The following is a 19,635-nucleotide window of genomic DNA, read 5'->3' as shown; positions in this document are numbered from 1 at the left end:
CTCCTGCTCCGCGGCCGGCTTTCCTTGCCTGCGCCGCGGAATGCTTCAGTGTAAATCCGTCCGCGCCGTCCCGACAGATCCCCGAAAGTTCCGGCCACGCACCGTTGGCTACTACAGTCGAAGCGGTGCATGCCAAACAGAACGCTGATGAACTGACCGAGCTGAACATCCCCGGCCCCACCGCGGATCACGCCGAAAACGGCTTCGTCCGCGTGCGCGGCGCCCGCGAAAACAACCTGCGGAACGTCAGCGTCGATGTGCCGCGGGATGCGATCGTGGCGTTCACCGGGGTTTCCGGTTCCGGCAAGTCGTCCCTGGCCTTCGGCACCATCTACGCGGAGGCGCAGCGCCGGTTCTTCGAATCGGTGGCGCCCTACGCCCGCCGCCTCATCCAGCAGGGCCACAACCCCAAGGTGGACCTGATCACCGGGTTGCCGCCCGCCGTCGCACTCCAACAGCGCCGGGGAACGGCGACGTCCCGGTCCACCGTGGGGACCGTCACCACGCTGTCCAATTCACTGCGCATGCTGTTCTCCCGTGCAGGCAGCTACCCGGAGGGCGCAGCGCCGCTGGACTCGGACGCCTTCTCCCCCAACACCGCAGCAGGCGCCTGCCCGCAGTGCCACGGCCTGGGCACCGCCCACACCGTCAGCGAGGCATCCCTGGTTCCGGACACGTCCCTGAGCATCCGCGACGGCGCCATTGCGGCCTGGCCCGGCGCGTGGCAGGGCAAGAACCTCCGCGACATCCTCACCCACCTGGGCTACGACGTGGACATCCCCTGGCGGCAACTGCCCAAAAAAGACCGCGACTGGATCCTCTTCACCGAGGAACAGCCCGTGGTGGAAGTGACGCCGCAGCGCGACCGGGTGGCCAAACCGTACAAGGGCCGCTTCTGGAGCGCCAGGAGCTACGTCATGCACACCCTGCTCGACTCCAAAAGCCCCGCCATGCGGGAAAAGGTGCTGCGCTTCATGGAAACCGGGCCCTGCCCGCAATGCAGTGGAACCGGGCTCAGGCCCGAGGCCCTCGCAGTGACGTTCGCAGGGCAGACCATCGCCGGGCTCAGCGCCGTGCCCATGACCGAACTCGCGGACATCATCCGCCCCACCACCAGGCTGGCCACCGCGGGAACCGCGTCCCGCAAGCAGTCCTCAGAGTCCAATGAGGTGGCTGTGGCCATCACCCGCGACCTGCTCCAGCGCATCAACGTGCTGCTGGAGCTGGGCCTGGGGTACCTGGCGCTGGGGCGGGCCACGCCCACGCTCTCGCCGGGGGAAATGCAGCGCCTCAGGATCGCCACCCAGCTCAGGTCGGGGCTGTTCGGCGTGATCTACGTGCTGGATGAGCCGTCGGCAGGTCTGCACCCGGCGGATGCCGAACCCCTCCTGGCGGTCCTGGACCAGCTCAAGTCATCGGGAAACTCGGTGTTCGTGGTGGAACACAACATGGACATGGTCCGCCGGGCTGACTGGCTTGTGGATGTTGGGCCCAGGGCCGGGGAGGACGGCGGAGAGGTGCTGTACAGCGGGCCCGTGCAGGGCCTCGATGAGGTGCCGGAGTCGGTGACGCGTCCGTTCCTTTTCCCGGGCGGAACAGGTACGAAAGAACCAGGGGCGGCCGCCGACGGCGCGGACAGGGATGCCCTGCGGGAACCCTCCGGCTGGCTGGAACTGCGGGGCGTCAGCCGCCACAACCTGCGGGACCTGGACGCCGCCTTTCCGCTCGGCGTCCTGACAGCGGTCACGGGCGTCTCGGGCTCCGGGAAATCCACGCTGGTCAGCCGGGTCCTCGCCGACGTTGCCGGCGCAGCACTTCGCGGCACCGGTGAAGCCGGTACCGCGGCACCCGCCGGGGAGCCGGAGGACGACGTCGAGGAACAGGGCGGACCGTTGACCGTGGGGCACGTCTCCGGGCTGGAACGGATCGACCGCCTGGTGAAGGTGGACCAGAAACCGATCGGGCGCACGCCGCGGTCCAACCTGGCCACCTACACGGGGCTGTTCGATGCCGTCCGCAAGGAATTCGCCGCCACCGATGCCGCCAGGAGCCGGGGGTTCGGCCCGGGACGCTTTTCCTTCAATGTGGCCGGTGGACGGTGCGAGACCTGCCAGGGCGAAGGCTTCGTGGCCGTGGAGCTGCTGTTCCTTCCCGGCAGTTACGGCCCGTGCCCGGAATGCGGCGGCACCCGATACAACCCCGAGACCCTCGAGGTCACCTACCAGGGCAGGAACATCGCGGAAGTACTGGGCATGACGGTCAACGCCGCGGCCGGTTTCCTGGCCGGGGTTCCCGCGGCCGCACGGTCCCTGCAGACCCTGCAGGAAGTGGGCCTGGGCTACCTCCGGCTGGGCCAGCCCGCCACCGAACTTTCCGGCGGCGAGGCGCAGCGGATCAAGCTGGCCACCGAACTGCAGCGGGCCCGGCGCGGGCACACCCTGTACCTCCTGGACGAGCCCACCACGGGGCTGCACCCTGCCGACGTCCAGCTCCTGATGGCGCAGTTGAACCGCCTGGTGGATGCCGGGAACACGGTCATCGTGGTGGAACACGCCATGGACGTGGTGGCCGACGCCGACTGGGTCATGGACCTGGGACCCGCTGGTGGCGACGCCGGCGGCACGATCGTCGCCGCCGGTGACCCGGCCGCCGTCGCCCGTTCCAGCAGCAGCCGCACGGCCCCTTACCTCGCGGCGGCACTGCAGGCGGCGTCCGCCGGCTAGGGCCACCAGGGCGGGTGCACCTTGCCCCACGGCCGCCCGAGGGCGTAGGACAGAGGAATGCGTACCCGACGGGCGGTGGCCGCCCACGACGTCCTTCGCGGCCGCGTGGCGGTGGTGACCGGCTCTTCGCGCGGGCTGGGGTTTGAAATGGCCCGGGTCTTGGGCCTGCACGGCGCGGCGGTGGTGCTGGCAGCCAGGTCGGACGACGGCGTTGCTGCCGCCGTCCGCCTCCTGCGCGCTGAGGGGATCGCGGCGTCCGGCAGGCGCTGCGACACCGCCGAGCCGGGAGACGTTGCGGCGCTCCGGGACGAGGCCCTGGCCCGGGGGACATTGGATATCTGGGTCAACAACGCCGGCACCTCGGGGGTTTTCGGACCCACGGCGTCGACGCCCATCGATAACTTCACGCGGGTGGTGCGCACCAACGTCCTTGGCACGTTCCATGGCGCCAGGGTGGCGTTGCCTGTGTTCCTGGGCCAGGGCCATGGCGACCTGGTCAACCTGTACGGCCAGGGCGACCGGGGTCCGGTGGCGCTGCAGAACGCCTACGCGTCAAGCAAGCGGTGGGTCCGCCAGTTCACGGAGACCCTGCGGCTGGAAACCAAAGGCACCGGCGTCCGGGTGCACGGCATGAACCCCGGACTGGTGGAGACCGACCTCCTGGGGCGTGTGACGGCGCAGGCAGGGTACGGGCAGCGCCTCACGGCCCTGCAGGTGGTGGTCGGTCTGTGGGGGCAGGCCCCGCGTGAGGCGGCGCGGCCCATCCTGGACCTCGTGACCTCAGACGCCGCGGAATTCCGGTTCCTGACCCGGCGGCGGATGGTCACGCACGGCCTGCGCAACGTGCTGGGCGGCCGCCTGCGCCGGGCAAACAGGATGCCGTTGGACATCACGGTGGTGGAGCCGGCGGACCCGCCCCGGTCCGGCGGTGGAGAAGGCCCGTGACCCGGTCCGGGAACTCGACGGGATCCACCGCAGGGCCCTTTGGCGCGCGGCGGCCGGCCTCCGTCAGGAGGCGCAGGCCCTCATCCACCGCCGCTTTCGATGCCCTCAAGGAAGCCGACGAGACGCCCTTCCAGGGGTCGAGGACCGCAGCGAGCGCAGCGTCTGCGTTGTCGTCCGGGGCTAAGGTGGTGACCAGCCCCATGTCCCACGCCTGGCGCGCCGTCAGCATGCGGCCCGTGTAGAGAAGGTCCTTGGCCCGGGACGGACCTACCCGTAGTGCCAAGCGGGCGGCGAAGGTGGGCGGAACCAGCAAGCCCAGGCGTGCCACAGGCATCCCCATCCGTGCTGTGGGGGTCAGGAGCTGCAGGTCGCAGGCAAGGGCAAGCTGGCAGCCCCCGCCGGCCGCAACCCCTTCGACCACCGCCAGGGTTGGGACGGGCAAGTCCTCGAGCGCCTGCAGGGCGGCTTCCAGCACGTCAAAGGTCCGGCCAACGTCCGCGCCCGACGTCCCGTCCCATTCGCGGATGTCGGAGCCGGCGCAAAACACTCCACCGCGGCCGCGCACCACGACGGCGCGCAGGGTCGGGTCGGAGGCCAGGCCGTGCACTGCGCACCGCAGATCCTCCCAGTCCCGCTCCCCCAGGGCATTGAGCCTCGCGCCGCTGCCGAAGGAGATCGTGGCAATGGACTCCGCGCCGTCAACACTGACCGTGGCCATCAGGAGCCTGCCTGCCCCGGGGTTTGTATGCCTCCTGTGCCAGGCTCAGTCATGTGCCCCTCCCGCGGGGTGAAAGAACCAGGCCACTGCGACGCGCGGATCCGCGGCAAGTGACGGATGGGGCCAAGCATGCCCCATTCGTCGCCGCCCAGCCGTGACAGCGGATCAAGCCCGGCCACGTCCGGGTGGTCACCGCTGAGCACCTGGGATGAGACGGACGCGTGCACCACCAGGCCGAACACCAGGACGCAGTCACCCATGCGCAGGGTCTGGTGAAGCGAGCATTCCAGAACGGCCGGAGACTCCTTGACCCTGGGCGGCCGGACCGCCGCGCTGGGCTCACGGGCCAGGCCGGCGGCGTCGAATTCGCTCACATCTGCGCTGAAGTTGGTCCCAGTGGCGTTGACCTCCTGGATCAACGCTGCCGGGGCGAGGTTCACCACGAACTCCCCGGTTGCCTCGATGTTCCGCAGGGAATCCTTCTCGCCCACCGAGGTGAATTGAATGATCGGAGGGTCCACTGAGGCAACCGTGAAGAACGAATGGGGCGCCAGGTTGTCCACCCCTGCCGGGGAGGTGCTCGAAACCCAGGCGATGGGCCGCGGAACCACTACTGACGTGAGGAATTTGTAGAAGTCCCGCGGACCCAGTTGTTTCGGATCGAAGTCTGTTCGCATCCGGTCCTACGGGCTTCCTGGCGTGGCGGCAGCCGCGGCATCCTTGGCCAGGGCTCCCTTGGCCCTGGGAAGGAAGATGAGGGCGGCCATGGCGATCACGCAGCAGAGGATGATGTACAGCGAGATCGACGTCGAGTTCCCATAGGTCGCCAGCAGGGCGGCGGCAATGAGGGGCGCGGGACCACCGGCGACGACGCTGGCGAGCTGGTACCCCAGGCCGGCGCCCGTGTAGCGGATGTCGGTGTCAAAACTTTCGGCAATCAAGGCAGCCTGCGGCCCGTACTGGATGTCGTGCAGGATCAGGCTGACCACGACGGCAACACCAACCCACAGGGCGTCCCTGGTGTTGAGCAACCCAAAATAGGGGAAAGCGAACAGCGCTGTCAGCACGATGCCGGTTCCGTACACGCGGCGCCGGCCGAAACGGTCTGACAGGCGCCCGAAGAGGGGAACACTGATCAGCCCGAGTGCGGCCGCGATCAGTGTGTCATCAAGGATGGAATTGCTGTCCAGCTTCAGCTGCTTGGTGGCGTAGGTGATCACGAACGTAATGAACAGGTAGAACGGGGCCTGCTCCGACGTGCGCACCAGGGCGGAGAGGAGGATTTCCCTGGGCTGCCGCCGGATCACCTCGATGATCGGGGCACGCACCACCTTGTTCGACTTCCGGACTGCGTCGAACTCCGGGCTCTCGATGACGCGGAGCCGGACGAACAGGCCCACGCCGATCAGGATGATGCTCAGGATGAACGGGATCCGCCAGCCGTAGGCAGCGAATCCGTCAGTGCCGGTGGCGGCGGTGGTGATCCTGACGACGCCGGTGGACAGGACCAGGCCCAGCGGCACCCCGATCTGCGGCCAGGAAGCGGACAGGCCGCGGCGGTTCTGGTCGCCCCATTCCATGCTCAGCAGGACAGAACCGCCCCATTCACCGCCCACGCCGATGCCCTGGATGATGCGGAGGACTACCAGCAGGACCGGCGCGGCAACGCCGATGCTTTGGTAGGTCGGAAGGCAGCCGATCAGCACCGTTCCGAACGCCATCAGGAACAGCGTGGCCATGAGTGTTGTCTTTCGGCCGATCCGGTCACCGAAATGGCCGAATATGGCGGCGCCGATTGGCCTGGCCACAAAGCCGACGAACTGGGTGCCGAAGGCGGCCAGCACACCGGCAAAGGCCACCTGGCCCGGGAAGAACAGCTGGGGAAACACCAGTGCGGCGGCAGTCCCGTAGAGGAAGAAGTCGTACCACTCGATGGTGGTACCCACCACGCTTGCCACGGTGGCGCGCCTGACGGCCTGCTCCCGGGTCACTCCTTGAATACTCATCATCACTCCATTGGTCAGATGTAGTAGAACGCCCGGCTTGAATGCACAACAAGGAAAGGAATAGTGAAACCAGGCGCTGGACCCGCATTGCGGTTCATCTTCCCATCGTGCGAGCAGTAGTTGCCCATGTCAACGGCTTCCCGGCCACCGGCGGCGGATGCCAGGTGCCGCCGTCGTACGCCTTATTCCGTTGCCGCAGGCAAATATCGTCACGGCTCTGGACTCTTGGGCGGGGCCCAATCAGACTGTCTACAACAGCCAGCCAGGTGCACCGGAATTGACGGCACTTTCATTGGTCGGTCATTGGACGGCTGCATTTATTGGGGTTTTTACCGTGATGCCGTTTTGCGGCGTCGAAAGGACCTGGCCATGCCGGACTTTGCACCGTTCTTTCCACTTATCGCCATTATTCTCGGAGTGCTGTTTGCCGTTGGTTTCATTTGGGTGGCCACGAAGCTGATGTGGAAAGTGGCTGAGCCAAACGAGGCCCTGATCATTTCCGGGCTGACCCGGGGAACCCTGGAAACCCGGGAAGGAATGGATTTCAAAATCGTCACGGGCAAGGGCGCCCTGGTCCTTCCCGGCCTCCAGACCGTGCGGCCCCTGTCGCTGACCCTGAATGAAACTGAACTCAAGGTTTCCTGCGTTACCTCACAGGGCATCCAGGTCATCGTGGAGGGCGTCGTCATTTACAAGATTGGGGACGCGCCGCCCTTTATCGCCAATGCCGCCCGCCGCTTCCTGGGCCAGCAACCAAAGATGGAAAGCCAGGTGTACAACGTCTTCGAAGGCCACCTGCGTTCCATCATCGGCAGCATGACCGTCGAGGAGATCATCCGCGAGCGGGACAAACTCGCCTCGCAGGTCCGCAGCGCCAGCGGCGTGGAAATGGAGAAACTGGGCCTTGTGGTGGACTCGCTGCAGATCAAGGACCTGCAGGACCCCACCGGCTATATCCAGAACATCGCCAAGCCGCATATCGCGCAGGTGAAGATGGAAGCCCGGATCGCCGAGGCCACCCGTAACCGGGAGGCGGCGGAAAAGGAGGCTGAGGCGGCGGCCCTGATCGCGGATGCGCAAAGCGTCTCAGCCATCCGGCAGTCGGTGGCCCAGGCCAACGCCGAGCGTGCCCGGGCGAATGCTGCCCAGGCCGGCCCGCTGGCCGAAGCCACGGCCCGGCAGCAGGTGGTGGTGCAGGAAACGGAAGTTGCCAAGCTTGAGGCGGACCGGGAAGAGCAGAAGCTGCAGACCAGCATCCGGAAACCTGCGGACGCGAAAGCCTACGCCAAACGCACCGACGCAGAGGGCCAGAAGGCGGCGGACATCAGCGCAGCCGAGGCCCTGGCACGCCGCACCGAGCTTGAGGCCCAGGCCAATGCCCGCCGCACCGAACTCCAGGCGCAGGCCAACGCCACCGCGGCGGCCGCCGCGGCTGGAGCAACCAAGGTCACCGGCGAGGCCGAAGCCGCAGCGACCAGGGCGAAAGGCGACGCCGCAGCGTCAGCGATCAAGGCCAAGGCGCTCGCGGAGGCAGACGGCATCAAGGCCCGCGCGGAAGCGCTGGGTACCAACCAGGACGCGGTCATCTCCCAGCAGCTTGCCGAGAACATGCCGGCCATCATTGCCGCAGCGGCCGAGCCGTTCTCGCATGTTGGCCAAATGACCGTCCTGAACGGCGGCGAGGGCGTCAACAAGATGCTGGGCGGAATCCTGGCGCAGGCTGGCGACTACCTCCCGGCCCTCGCATCGGCGCTTCGGAAGGGTGAAGACACCAAGCGCCAGGCCAAGGCGCCGGGCGCGTAGGGATTCCGGGCACGCCATGGTACGCAGGGACATCGACCGGAGCCTGACCGGGAAAATCGGCCGGGTAACCGGGCGCATCGGCCCAGGCACCATCGGCGAAGTCATGCTGCCCTACCTTGGCGGCACCATGGCCTTCCACGCCCACCCGTTCGACAAGAAAAGCGATTATCCGGTGGGCGCTGAAGTGTTGGTGATCTATTTCGACCCGCCGCAAACGGTGTACGTGGAGGAGCTGCCGGACGTGTTGAAGCACGCCCGGTGAAGCCCGGCGGCTTCCTCTCCCGGATGGGCTACCTGCCGCCCTCCATTTTGCGGCTGCGCTGCTCCTGGGCCATGGGGCCGTAGGGATACACCCCTGTCTCGGGCCGGCTGGCCTCGGTGAGCCGGCTGACCTCTTCCGCGCTGAGGCTCAGGTTGCCGGCCGCCAGGTTGTCAGCGAGCTGTTCCGTGGACCGGGCACCCAGGATCACCGACGTTACGGCCGGCCGGTCCGCCAGCCAGGCCAGGGCAACCTGGGAGGGGCTGACGCCATGGGAGGCCGCGATGCCTTCCACGGCTTCGATCACCGTCCATGTGCGCGGATTGTCGTTGCGCGCCTTCCAGGCTTCCATGCCGCGTTCGGGATTCTCCCCCAGGCGGGTTGCCCCGGAGGGACTCTGGTCACGCCTGTACTTGCCCGACAACCATCCGCCGCCCAGGGGCGACCACGGCAGCAGGCCGATCCCGGCGTCAAGCGCGGCCGGCACGATCTCGAACTCGATGTCCCTGACCAGGAGGCTGTATTGCGGCTGCAGGCTGACGGGCGGGTGCCATCCCTCGCTGCGGGCAATATGGACAGCCTTGGTGAGTTGCCAGCCCAGGAAGTTCGAGAAGCCGTAATAGCCGATCTTGCCGCGGGTCACGGCATCTTCCAGGAACCGGAGGGTTTCCTCCACGGGCGTGATGGGATCCCATGCGTGCATCTGGTAGAGGTCGATCTGCTCCACGCCCAGGCGGCGGAGGGAATCGTCCAGTGCGCGCGTCAGGTGCCGCCGGGATGTTCCGACGTCGTTCGGTGCCGTCCCCATGGGAAAACGCCCCTTAGTGGCAACCACCGCTGTGTCCCGCAGGCCGGGACGCCGGGCCAGCCAGCGGCCGATGATTTCTTCGGACACGCCCGAGCTGTAGACGTCGGCGGTATCGATGAAGTTGCCGCCCGCTTCGAAGTAGCTGTCCAGGATGTCATGGGATGTTTCCTCGGTCGCTTCCGCGCCGAAGGTCATGGTGCCCAGCGCGAAGCTGGTGACGACGGCGCCGCTGTGGCCCAGGGTCCGGTGCTGCATGGTGTGTCCTCGCGTTCAGTTGCGGTCGGTGGGATGGTTGCGTGCGGCCGCGTCCGTGGTGGTGGTGCGGATCCGGTACAGGCTGGTGGTTGCGGTCAGGTAGAGGTCCTGCCCGTCGGGTCCGCCAAAGCACAGGTTGGAGACGGTCTCCGGCACGGTGATGGTGCCCAGGAGTTCGAAGGACGGTGAGTAGATCCGCACGGAGGGGCCGGCCGAGGTCCAGATCCGTCCCTCGACGTCCACCCGCAGCCCGTCGGCCGGGTGGCCGTCCTCCAACTCGAGAGTGCCGGTCCTGGGGCTGCAGTGGCCGTCACGCACGGCGTAGGTGGCGATCCGCAGCGGGACCCCGTAGGCGCTGCCGGCGGTGTCCGCGACGTAGAGGACAGATTCGTCCGGCGACAAGGCCAGTCCGTTGGGATGCACGAGGTCGGTCACCACGGGGGTCAGCGTTCCGGAGGCCGGGTCGAAGCGGAACACATGGCAGCCCCCATATTCCTGCTCTCCCTCATGGCCTTCCTTTGTTCCCGGAAGGATCCCGTAGGGCGGGTCCGTGAACCAGATGCCGGCGTCGCGGGCAATCACCACGTCGTTGGGCGAATTCAGCCGGCGGCCCTGGAAGGAGTCAACCAGGCCGGTGACGGTCCCATCCCGGTCGCGTTCCACCCGGCGCCGGCCGTGGCTGCACTGCACCACGCTGCCGTCGGCGTCGAGAGTACGGCCATTGGTGAACTCCACGCCAGTCGCGTATTCCTGTGTCACCCCGGTGTCCGGGTGGAACTCGAGAATGCGGTCGTTGGGGATATCGCTCCACCGCACAGTCTGCGACGACGGCACCCACAATGGCCCCTCCGCCCACACCGTACCGGTGTACAGGCGCTCCAGCACGCCGGCCGTCAGTCCGTCACCCATGAGAAAGCCCCTTCGCCGTCCAGTTTTGCTGCCGTGCCCGCCTACGCCAGGTGCACGGCGTTCCATTCGAGCAGCTTAGGGTCCGCGAGACCTTCCGTCACGAAGGGGTCACCGGCAATGAAACGTTCGGCCTCCCCGGACGACGTGAAGATGCCCATCGAGCTCAGGCCGGGCTCCGGAGACTGGAAGGGGCCAAGGGCGAGCAGTCCTCCCCCGGCGGCCCGGAAAGCCTCGTAGTACGCCTTGTGGCGGGGATAGACGTCCATGACGGTGGATCTGTCCACGCCCTCGCGCAAGCTGTAGATCACGACACATTCCATGGGCCTGAACTTACCCTAGCCCTGGCCTTGGGTCTGCGGGACGCGCAGGCTGCCGTACCTCTCCATCCGGTGCCAGCGCAGGTGGACGCCGGCAACTGCCGTGACAACGGCCTGGATGACCACCAGGTACATGAGCTGCCGGTAGACGAACTGCTGCAGCGGGAGTGTCCAGAGCGGTCCCAGCCGTTCCCTGTCGAGCCGGAATGCGTAGGCGGCCATGAGCAATTGGACCGCCAGGAAGATCAGCCACAGCGCCCCGATCCGCAGCGGGTCCAGGAAGATCAGGCCGTAAAGGGCGAAGACATCGACGATGGGCGCGAACAGGGGAAGCAGCACCTGCAGTACCAGCAGGTAGCCCAGTCCACGCCGGCCAAGCTTGCCCGCAGCACCTCCCTGCACCACGGCACCCCGGTGCTTCCACATGGCCTGGAGGGTGCCGTAGCACCAGCGGTACCGCTGTCGCCACAGGGCGCCGAGGGTTGCGGGCGCCTCCGTCCAGGCCCGTGCGTCCTCCTGGTACACCACCCGCCAGCCGTCCCGGCACAGTGCCATGGTCAGGTCGGTGTCCTCGGCGAGCGTGTCGTCGCTGACGCCCCCGACGTTTCGGAGGGCCTCGATCCGGAAGGCGCCAATGGCCCCGGGGACGGTGGGCATGCATTCGGCGACGTCGAACAGCCTCCGGTCGAGGTTGAACCCCACGACGTACTCGATGTGCTGCCATGCGCCGAGGATGCCTCCCCGGTTGGCCACCTTGGTGTTGCCGGAAATTGCCCCCACCCGGGGATCCGCAAACGGCTGGATGAGGGCACGCACCGTATCGGGCTCGAAGACCGTGTCACCGTCCACCATGACCACCAGGTCGTGGCTGGCCGCCTGGATCCCTGCGTTCAGTGCGGACGGTTTGCCGCCGTTCTCTTTGCGGATGACGGTGACGCCGGGCAGGTCGAGGGCCTCCACGATGTCCGCCGTCCCGTCGGTGGACCCGTCGTCCACCACGATGACCTCGACCGGGTGCGTGGAGGCAAGGATCGACAGGACTGCGGCTTCGATTCCGGCGGATTCGTTATAGGCCGGGACAATCACGGTCGCCGGTTCAGTCACCACGGGCCCCACCATCACGTCGACGCGGCGCCGGCCACGTCCCGATCCGGGGAGGCGCCGTGCCGCACGGCTATGGCGTGCTGCGAAGAACATGACCAGGACGGCACGGAGGAAGGTCACGACGCCGGCGGCGACGAGCCCGAGGGAGATCGCCCAGACGACGAAATCGCTGAGGCGGATGCCCCAGACCAGGGCAGAGCCGCGCAGCTGTTCAACGCTGGATGCGGGGCGCATGCTGTCAACGCCCACGGCGTCCCCGACCGTGGTGACCTTGTACCCCTGCGCGGAGAAGCGCGACAGGGCGGAGTCCAGCGCGGCGACGGTCTGTTCCCTGTCCCCGCCGCCGTCGTGCATCAGGACCACTTGCCCCTGCGGCCCCGACGGGGTCAGGTTGGCTTCGATCGCTTTGGTGCCCGGGGTCTGCCAGTCCTCGCTGTCCAGGCTGCTGAGCACGGTGAGGTAGCCCTCGTCGGCCATTCCGTGGAGCGCGGACCACATGCCGTTCGTAATGGCGCTGTTGCCGGCGGTGTAAGGCGGGCGCAGCAGGGAAGCCGCGTGGCCCGTCACTCCCACAATCGCATCCTGGCCGCCCTGCACCTCCAGTTCGCGGCGCCAGTCGGGGGCTGTGCCAAGGTCGGTGTGGGTCAGCGTGTGGACGCCCACTTCGTGGCCTTCCGCCACGATGCGGCGCACCAGGTCGGGGTGGTCCACCGCCGCGGAACCAACGACGAAGAAGGTGGCGTGGACGTGGTGTTCCCGAAGTACGTCCAGGATGCGGGGCGTCCACACGGGGTCCGGACCGTCGTCGAAGGTCAGGGCGATGGTCCGGTCCGGCGGACTGACGGTTGTTACGGAGCCGCCGCGCGAATCCACCACGGGGCCGCCGTGCGAGAGCGTTGTGGGGACGGCGCCTGCGGCTTTGTCCGCCGGCAGGGAGTCCCCGGGCGCTCCACCCAGATGGTGGATGTATCCCTGCACGGCCAGGGCGAGCCCCAGGGCCATCAGGGTGGCGAGAAGGACAAACCAATGCGCCCTGACAGTGGCGGGGACGTTGCTTGTGGCGGGTCGGGAACCCTTATTCCGGCGGGTCATGTTACTGGTGCGCGGGGGCGGTGGGCCGTGTGGTCTGGCCCGGCGCCGAGCCGCTCGCGCCGGGGGCGGTCGCGCTGGAGCCCGGCGCTGTTCCGCTGGATCCAGGGGCGGTTGCGCCGGTGCCGGTGGCGGTTCCGGACGTTCCGGGGGCTGCGGGGGCGGCGGTCGGAGCCGGGGCAGGAGCAGCGGCGGGGGCGGCGGGCGCAGCGGGCACGACGGCGGCACCCTCCGCCGGAGGCACGGCAGTAACAGCAGAGACGGGCACCGGGACGGCCGCCGGCGACTGCTCAACAACGGGAACGGCGGGCCCGGTCAGGCCGGCCCGCGGATCGGCAGAGGGCGGGGCTGTTGGCGTTTCGCGGGGTCCGGCGGCGGCCGGCAGGGGAAGGAATGGTGCCGAGGATCCGGACCCACCGATAAAGGCGGCCACTACGAGGATGACGTATGCCGCCACAAGCCCGACGACCCCGAGGCCCATCATCTTGACCCGCCGGAGCCGGCGGCCTGACGCGTCGACAAACACGGGTCCACGCGGGGAGATGGCGGGCGACTGATCGGATGTCTCTTCAGGGGCTTTCATCGAGCAATAACCTTAGGGGACCCCTTGTGGCTAGCACAAAAACCCGGCGGTGGTGTCCGGCAGCTGCAGTCCGGGACGCGGATCCGCCCCGGTGCCGTGCATAAGGCAGGCACTGCGGTTTCCGTTCCGGCGTGGTGACGCAGGGACATGCTTTGGCTAGGATCAAGGTTCTACGGTCAGTCATTTGACGGCCTGGCGCCCTCCGTGGACGGCATGGCGCCAGGTGAGCAGGGAGGCCACCATGGATGTCACCCAGTCCGCGCAATACCCGCTTGATCCCTTTCCGCAGTATGAACGCATGCGGGCAACGGCCCCCGTCTTCCAGGATGACCAGTCAGGGAGCTGGCATGTGTTCCGGTACGACGACGTCCAGCGGGTGTTGTCCGAACACGCCACCTTCTCGTCCCGCATGGGTGGTGATAATCCCTCCGGCACCGGCCAATTGTTCGCGTCCAGCCTGATCACCACCGATCCCCCGAGGCACCGGCAGTTACGCTCGCTGGTTACACAGGCGTTCACGCCCAAGGCTGTTGACGCGCTGGCTCCCCGCATCGCCGGACTCACTGACGAGCTCCTGGCGGAGATCGCCGGAAAGGGAAGCGCAGACCTGATCAGGGACCTGGCCTACCCGTTGCCGGTCATCGTCATCTCCGAGCTGATGGGCATCCCCAGCGAGGACCGTGAGCGCTTCAAGCACTGGTCCGACGTGATCGTCAGCCAGACGCGGACCCTCCCCGCCAGCGAAACGCAGGACTCCACCACGTCGGAGATGGTGGAGTACTTCCTTGCCCTGATCGACCAGCGCAGGAGCCGTCCCGGCACGGACCTCATCAGCAGCCTGCTGGCCGCGGAGATCGACGGCCAAAAACTGACGGTGCCCGAGCTGCTCGGTTTTTGTGCCCTGCTGCTGGTTGCCGGCAATGAGACCACCACTAATCTGATCGGCAACGCCGTTTTGTGCCTGGCGGAGTCGCCCGGCACCCTCGAGCGGCTCTTCAGCGAGCCGGCCTTGGTTCCCCAGGCGCTCGAGGAAGTGCTCCGCTTCCGCTCGCCGGTCCAGTCGATGTACCGGGTGGCGGTGGCGGACACCGTCGTGGGCGACCAACTGATTCCCGCCGGCGCTCCAATCGTCGCCTGGATCGGCTCGGCCAACCGTGACGGGCAGCAGTTCCAGCGGGCCGCCGAGTTCGATGTGGACCGCAACCCCAACCGGCACCTGGCGTTTGGCCATGGCATCCATTTTTGCCTTGGGGCACCGCTCGCCCGGCTCGAAGCAAGGATTGCACTGGAAGCGCTGCTGTCCCGCCTCCCTGGACTTTCCGTGGCTTCCGGAGCGCAACTGGAACGAATGGACAGCAGCATCGTTTACGGGCTGAAGGAACTTCCCGTCACCTGGCAACCTGCCTGACCGGCCCGGACGAATGATCCGGGGGAAAGCCGCGGGATGCATTCACCCGGCGGTGCCCGCTTTCGCAGCGTACGCGGTGGCCTGGGAGCTCACCTGGCGAATGTAGGCGTCGGACTGGTTGTAGGCGTAAATGGCAGCTGTCCACCCCTGCGCTGTGGTGAGATCACGGCCGCGGCCGCAAAGATACGTCGCCGCGCTGAGGGCGGCGTCATCGATGTTGAACGGGTCCGCCGCCCCGTCCCCATTCCCGTCCATGCCTGCGATCCGCCATGTGGAGGGAATGAACTGCATGGGTCCCACCGCATGGTCCCAGCCGGCGTCGCCATCCAAGGCGCCGCCGTCGGTGTCGGCTATGGCGGCGAATCCCGCGCCGTTGAGGCTGGGGCCCACGATCGGGCCGCTGGCCTGGCCGGCGGAGCTCAGGCTGCCGCCGCCGTACGTGCCGTGGGCTGATTCGACGAAGCCGACGGCGGCGAGCGTGTTCCAGCCGATGCCGCACTTCGGAGCTGATTCGTTGGCGGCAACGGCCGCATTGACGTAGGCGCGCAGGGCCCGTGCGGGGATTCCGGTGTGGGCGGCAGCCGTGCCAAGCCACTCGGCGTCGGGGCTTCGTGTGACGTTTACGGCGGTGGCGAGCCCATCGGGCCCTGGCTGAAGCTTGACTCCCGCTCGCGGGGGCAGGAGGGCGGCCGTACGGGCCCCGGCCCCGGGCTGGCCCAGCAGCCAGAACGAGAAAACTGCGCTGGCGCAGACTACGAACAGGCTAAGGGCCACAAAGCGTTTTACACGGAGCACTGACCAATCAAACCACCCCGTCCTCTCCCCCATCGGTACCATCAGGCATGGGCAGGAAGAATTACCTTATCGAGGGCGGCTCGGGCACGGGCAAGACCGCGGTCTGCAACGAATTGCGGCGGCGCGGCTACCACGCCATCAACGGCGACCGTGAACTTGCCTACCAGGGTGACCCGGAAACCGGTGAACCAGCAGGGGACGCCACCGGCGTCGCTGTGCACAGGCACCACATCTGGAGGGTCGCCGACGTCCGGGCCCAGGCAGCAGACCAGCGGGACGCGGTGACGTTCTTCTGCGGCGGGTCGAGGAACCTCGCCAAATTCATCGATCTGTTCGACGGCGTCTTCGTCCTCGAGGTGGACCTGGGCACGCTGAAGCGGCGCCTCGACCAGCGCCCGGCAGACGAATGGGGAGGGCAACCGGCGGAGCGGCAGCTGATCGAGCACCTGCACGAAACACGGGAAGAGATCCCGCCGGGCGGCATCGCGATTGACGCCACCGCGCCGCTGTCCCGGGTCGTGGACAACATCCTGCACCACGTGCAGGCAGCCCACCCTGCCTAGCCGTCCGAAGGCAGGGCACTGCTCTTCCTGGCCGACGGCGGGTCAGCGCACCACCGTGCGGTGTCCGGCATCCAGCCTCTTGGTCCAGCCCCGCGAATCCAGGTGTTCCAGCAGCGGAACCGCGATCCGGCGTGTTGTGCCCAGCGCCTGGCGGGCCTGGCTCGTGGTGAAGGGCTGGTCCAAACCGGCGAGGGTGCGCATGGCAAGCGCCGGGGCGGTGGGCAGCAGCACCACCCCGTCGCGCAGGCGCAGCAGGCGCCCGGTGCGTTCAGCGGCTGCGAGCTCGCGGGCACCCAGGCCGAGGGCCGCCAGCTCATCGGCTTCGGGGGCCCGGAACGCATCCGCACTCAGCCTGCCCTCCAGCGTGGCGATTGCCGGCTCGATGGGACCAAGGTTGCCCTGGCTGCCAGGGAGCCGGACGTGTCCGCCGTCCTGTTCCAGGCCGGCCCCGCGGATGACGTGGGAAAGCAGCTTCTCGTCGGGCATCGTGAGCAGGTCCCGCGCCGCACCCATGGAAAGGCCCGGGGCCAGGGCATCCCGCTCCTGCAGCGCCTGGACCGCGCTGCGCAGCTGATGCTGCCAGGCCTCCAGGACGGGAGCGTGCACCCACCAGTCGTCGATGACCCGTACACCGGCGGGTGCCTCCGCGTCATGCCCGGACACCAGCCCGAGCCGGCGGAGATGTTCCGCCTGCACAGCCCGGCGGGCTGCCACCTCTCCCAGTACGTCTCCGGCGGGGTCCATTCCTGCAAGGCGCTCCGCCCAGTGGGCGCCGTCGCCGCGCCGCCGCAAGGCCGGCGGGTCGGCATCGAGGATACGTGCGCCGCCCAGCACCGAGCGGCTTCCGGGATCGCGCAGCACCAGCCGGTCCCCCAGGACGAGGGGCAGGTGCCTGTCGAGGACCAGCCGGGCATGGTCGGCGCCGAAGGGGCGCAGCCGGGCGGGCACGGACGCCGTGCCAACGTGCACCATGAGTTGTTCCGGGACCTCGGTGTAGGCCACCCCGGTGGTGCGCTGGATTCCCACCACTGCAGTGGTGGGCCATGCGTCCGGGGTAACCAGCGCGTCACCGCGGCGGATATCGGTGGCGGCAACGTCGCGCAGGTTCAACGCCACCCGGCTGACCGGTTCCACCGACGTGTACGAGGTGTCCCGGCTTTGCAGGCCACGGACCACCACCGGCCGGGTATCGACGTGGCCGATCAGTTCCAGCCGGTCACCCTGGGCGAGCGTTCCTGCTGCCAGTGTCCCGGTCACCACCGTCCCGGAACCGGTGATGGTGAACGAACGGTCCACCCACAACCGGACCCGCCCATCCGTGGTGGGATGAGGCACGTTGGCCAGCACGCCGTCGAGCGCTGCACGCAGGTCAGCCAGGCCCGTGCCGTCGATGGCGGACACAGCGACTGCGGGCGCGTCCTGCAGGCCGGTCCCGGCCAGTTCCGTTCGGGTCCGCGCGAGCACCTCCGCAACCCGCTGCCCGGATGCCCGGTCCGCGCGGCTCAGCACCACGACGCCGTGTTCAATGCCCAGTGCAGCGACGGCGTCCCGGTGGTCGCTCGACTGTGCCTGCCAGCCTTCGTCGGCGGCCACCACAAAGCACACCACCGGCGCGGGTCCGATGCCGGCGAGCATGTTGCCCAGGAAGCGTTCGTGGCCCGGTACGTCGACGAACGCCACGTCCTGTCCGGACGGCAGCGTGGTCCAGGCATAGCCCAGGTCAATGGTCAGCCCGCGGCGCCGTTCTTCCTCCCAGCGGTCCGGCTCCATCCCGGTGAGGGCGCGGACCAGGGTGCTTTTACCGGAATCGACGTGCCCGGCTGTGGCAATGACGTGCACGGTTCAGCCCGCCCTGCCTGCATCCGCAACCTCAAGGGTTGCCAGGGCACGCCGCACCGCCTCGACAATCCGGCCGTCGTCCTTTTCGGGCACGCAGCGCAGATCGATCAGGCAGGAGCCGTCGTGGACGCGCGGCAGCACGGCCGGGTCGCCTGTCCGCAAGGGCCGCGCAAGTCCTTCGGGGAGCCGGAGTGCCCACCCAGGCAGGGGCACGCCGGGGGCGCCGCCGCCCCCTACCCTGCCGTCATGCGGGACCACGGGGACGCCGAGCTCCCGGGCGAGCCGGTCCGTACGGCCGCGTAATTGCCCGACGTCGGTGTGCAGCGCCTGCACGACGGGCGGCGTGCCGCCCGCAACCGTTGCTTCCAGGGCGGCGAGGGCAAGTTTGTCTGCCCTGACGGCGCGGGCGAGCGGATGGCGGGCCAGCCGGGTGATGACCTCCGTGCGGCCCAGCAGCAGCCCCGCCTGGGGGCCGCCCAGCAGTTTGTCGCCGCTGGCGATGACGACGTCGGCCCCGCTCGCCAAGGCGGAGGCAGCGTCGGGTTCATCCGGCAGGCACGGATCCGGGGCCAGCAGTCCGCTGCCCAGGTCGGCAACGAGGGGGACGCCGTTGGCCGCGGTCAGGCGGCCCAGCTCGTCCAGGGAAACAGCTGAGGTAAAACCGTCAACCCGGAAGTTGCTTGGATGGACCTTGAGGACGCACCCTGTGTCAGGACCGATGGCTCCTGCATAGTCATGCAGGTGCGTGCGGTTGGTGGTGCCCACCTCGCGAAGCCTGGCACCGGTCGATTCCATCAGGTCGGTCAGCCTGAATCCGGCACCAATTTCTACGAGTTCGCCACGGCTCACCACGACCTCCCGGCCAGCGGCGAAGGCTGTTGTAGCCAGCACCAAGGCCGCGGCCCCGTTGTTGACCACCAGCGCGTCTTCAGCGGCGGGGCAGGCAGCGAGAAGTGCCGCCCGGGCACCGGCGCCACGGCGGGAGCGGCTGCCGTCTGACAGGTCCAGCTCCACGTCGACGTAGCCGCTGGCCGCGACAAGAGCCTCCACCGCACCTTCAGAAAGGGGGGCGCGCCCAAGGTTGGTGTGGACGATGACGCCGGTGGCGTTCAGCACCGGGCGCAGGGAGGTTGCCGTACGCGCAGCGACGGCGGCCAGCAGGGCCGGTTCCACCTGGCCGGGGGGCAGCCCGCCGCGCCGTGCCTGCTCCTGGACGTCCCGGACAAGTTCGCGGATGACGCGATCGTTTAGCCGGGTGCGGGCTTCGCGGACGGCAGGCAAAGCCAGCAAATCATTTGTGCGGGGAATCAGGCGCCGGGGATCGACGTGGTCCACAGACCTCCTCATATCGCGGCATGCACTGCCGAAGTTGGCGGTGGCGGACGGGAATCGAACCCGCCAGGCCGAGATGCTCAGCCTCACCGGTTTTGAAGACCGGGGGGCCCACCAGGACCCGGACGCCACCGCGCCTCAATATAGCAGGGTTGCCTTGGAGGGTACGCTGGGCGGGT

Annotated in this window: 17 protein-coding genes and 1 tRNA gene; 6 read left to right on the top strand and 12 right to left on the bottom strand. The window is 68.2% G+C overall.

The genetic code is table 11. The features are described 5' to 3' along the window. Positions 1–152: 152 nt before the first annotated feature. Entirely contained in the window at positions 153–2,723 is a 2,571-nt protein-coding gene (locus PUN51_RS04240; RefSeq protein WP_275180275.1) for an excinuclease ABC subunit UvrA, read from the top strand. Between the two features lie 57 nt (positions 2,724–2,780). After that, on the top strand, positions 2,781–3,668 hold the full coding sequence (locus PUN51_RS04235; protein ID WP_275180043.1) for an SDR family NAD(P)-dependent oxidoreductase: 888 nt from the start codon (positions 2,781–2,783) through the stop codon (positions 3,666–3,668). Here the strand turns inward: PUN51_RS04235 and PUN51_RS04230 are convergent. Genes PUN51_RS04230 through PUN51_RS04220 form a run of 3 tightly spaced genes read right to left on the bottom strand, consistent with a single transcriptional unit; the run spans position 3,613 to position 6,392 of the window. After that, complete coding sequence (locus PUN51_RS04230) at positions 3,613–4,386, bottom strand: enoyl-CoA hydratase/isomerase family protein (RefSeq protein WP_275180042.1); 774 nt, start codon at positions 4,384–4,386, stop codon at positions 3,613–3,615. The genes PUN51_RS04235 and PUN51_RS04230 overlap by 56 nt on opposite strands. Continuing rightward, positions 4,386–5,063 (bottom strand): flavin reductase family protein, encoded by a 678-nt coding sequence (locus PUN51_RS04225; protein ID WP_275180041.1) that lies wholly within the window; start codon positions 5,061–5,063, stop codon positions 4,386–4,388. Before PUN51_RS04225 ends, PUN51_RS04230 begins: the two co-directional genes overlap by 1 nt. Positions 5,064–5,069: 6 nt before the next feature. Beyond that, entirely contained in the window at positions 5,070–6,392 is a 1,323-nt protein-coding gene (locus PUN51_RS04220) for an MFS transporter (protein WP_159632109.1), read from the bottom strand. A 369-nt stretch (positions 6,393–6,761) separates the two neighbouring features. On the opposite strand from PUN51_RS04220, the gene PUN51_RS04215 reads away from it, so the two are divergent. Together PUN51_RS04215 and PUN51_RS04210 are read left to right on the top strand one after the other, a co-directional pair. Next, positions 6,762–8,195: a flotillin family protein gene (locus PUN51_RS04215; protein WP_263422191.1), complete on the top strand. Its 1,434-nt coding sequence runs from the start codon at positions 6,762–6,764 to the stop codon at positions 8,193–8,195. Positions 8,196–8,211: 16 nt separating this feature from the next. Continuing rightward, complete coding sequence (locus PUN51_RS04210) at positions 8,212–8,457, top strand: hypothetical protein (RefSeq protein WP_275180040.1); 246 nt, start codon at positions 8,212–8,214, stop codon at positions 8,455–8,457. Positions 8,458–8,485: 28 nt separating this feature from the next. Here PUN51_RS04210 and PUN51_RS04205 read toward each other — a convergent pair whose 3' ends face one another. Genes PUN51_RS04205 through PUN51_RS04185 form a run of 5 tightly spaced genes read right to left on the bottom strand, consistent with a single transcriptional unit; the run spans position 8,486 to position 13,519 of the window. Next, positions 8,486–9,517, bottom strand: a complete 1,032-nt coding sequence (locus tag PUN51_RS04205; RefSeq protein ID WP_275180039.1) for an aldo/keto reductase — start codon at positions 9,515–9,517, stop codon at positions 8,486–8,488. Positions 9,518–9,532: 15 nt separating this feature from the next. After that, positions 9,533–10,426: an SMP-30/gluconolactonase/LRE family protein gene (locus PUN51_RS04200; protein WP_224026003.1), complete on the bottom strand. Its 894-nt coding sequence runs from the start codon at positions 10,424–10,426 to the stop codon at positions 9,533–9,535. Between the two features lie 41 nt (positions 10,427–10,467). After that, positions 10,468–10,734, bottom strand: coding sequence for a hypothetical protein (locus tag PUN51_RS04195; RefSeq protein ID WP_224026002.1), 267 nt, complete (start codon positions 10,732–10,734; stop codon positions 10,468–10,470). 27 nt (positions 10,735–10,761) lie between these two features. Further along, positions 10,762–12,939 carry a bifunctional polysaccharide deacetylase/glycosyltransferase family 2 protein gene (locus tag PUN51_RS04190; RefSeq protein ID WP_275180038.1) on the bottom strand — a complete coding sequence of 726 codons (2,178 nt, stop codon included), beginning with the start codon at positions 12,937–12,939 and terminating at the stop codon, positions 10,762–10,764. A gap of 1 nt (position 12,940) precedes the next feature. Further along, positions 12,941–13,519 carry a hypothetical protein gene (locus PUN51_RS04185; protein WP_275180037.1) on the bottom strand — a complete coding sequence of 193 codons (579 nt, stop codon included), beginning with the start codon at positions 13,517–13,519 and terminating at the stop codon, positions 12,941–12,943. A 241-nt stretch (positions 13,520–13,760) separates the two neighbouring features. Between PUN51_RS04185 and PUN51_RS04180 the strand changes: the two genes are divergently transcribed. Then, entirely contained in the window at positions 13,761–14,927 is a 1,167-nt protein-coding gene (locus tag PUN51_RS04180; protein WP_275180036.1) for a cytochrome P450, read from the top strand. A 42-nt stretch (positions 14,928–14,969) separates the two neighbouring features. Here the strand turns inward: PUN51_RS04180 and PUN51_RS04175 are convergent, their stop codons facing one another. After that, positions 14,970–15,722, bottom strand: a complete 753-nt coding sequence (locus tag PUN51_RS04175; RefSeq protein WP_275180035.1) for a lytic transglycosylase domain-containing protein — start codon at positions 15,720–15,722, stop codon at positions 14,970–14,972. A gap of 47 nt (positions 15,723–15,769) precedes the next feature. Here PUN51_RS04175 and PUN51_RS04170 point away from each other — a divergent pair, with 47 nt between their 5' ends. Next, positions 15,770–16,285: a nucleoside kinase gene (locus PUN51_RS04170; RefSeq protein WP_159634504.1), complete on the top strand. Its 516-nt coding sequence runs from the start codon at positions 15,770–15,772 to the stop codon at positions 16,283–16,285. Positions 16,286–16,327: 42 nt separating this feature from the next. Here PUN51_RS04170 and selB read toward each other — a convergent pair whose 3' ends face one another. The 3 genes from selB to PUN51_RS04155 all read right to left on the bottom strand — a co-directional run bounded on the left by selB (position 16,328) and on the right by PUN51_RS04155 (position 19,589). Beyond that, a complete protein-coding gene (selB, locus tag PUN51_RS04165; protein WP_224025997.1) occupies positions 16,328–18,124 on the bottom strand; it encodes a selenocysteine-specific translation elongation factor in 1,797 nt (598 codons plus the stop codon). Between the two features lie 3 nt (positions 18,125–18,127). Further along, positions 18,128–19,459: an L-seryl-tRNA(Sec) selenium transferase gene (gene selA / locus PUN51_RS04160; RefSeq protein ID WP_275180034.1), complete on the bottom strand. Its 1,332-nt coding sequence runs from the start codon at positions 19,457–19,459 to the stop codon at positions 18,128–18,130. 35 nt (positions 19,460–19,494) lie between these two features. Further along, positions 19,495–19,589 (bottom strand) — tRNA-Sec (locus PUN51_RS04155). Between the last annotated feature and the right edge of the window lie 46 nt (positions 19,590–19,635).

The sequence above is a fragment of the Arthrobacter sp. NQ4 genome (assembly GCF_029077345.1).
Taxonomy (GTDB): Bacteria; Actinomycetota; Actinomycetes; order Actinomycetales; family Micrococcaceae; genus Arthrobacter.
The sequence above is the reverse complement of the archived record's forward strand: the minus strand, read 5'-3'. Positions and strand labels throughout refer to the sequence as shown.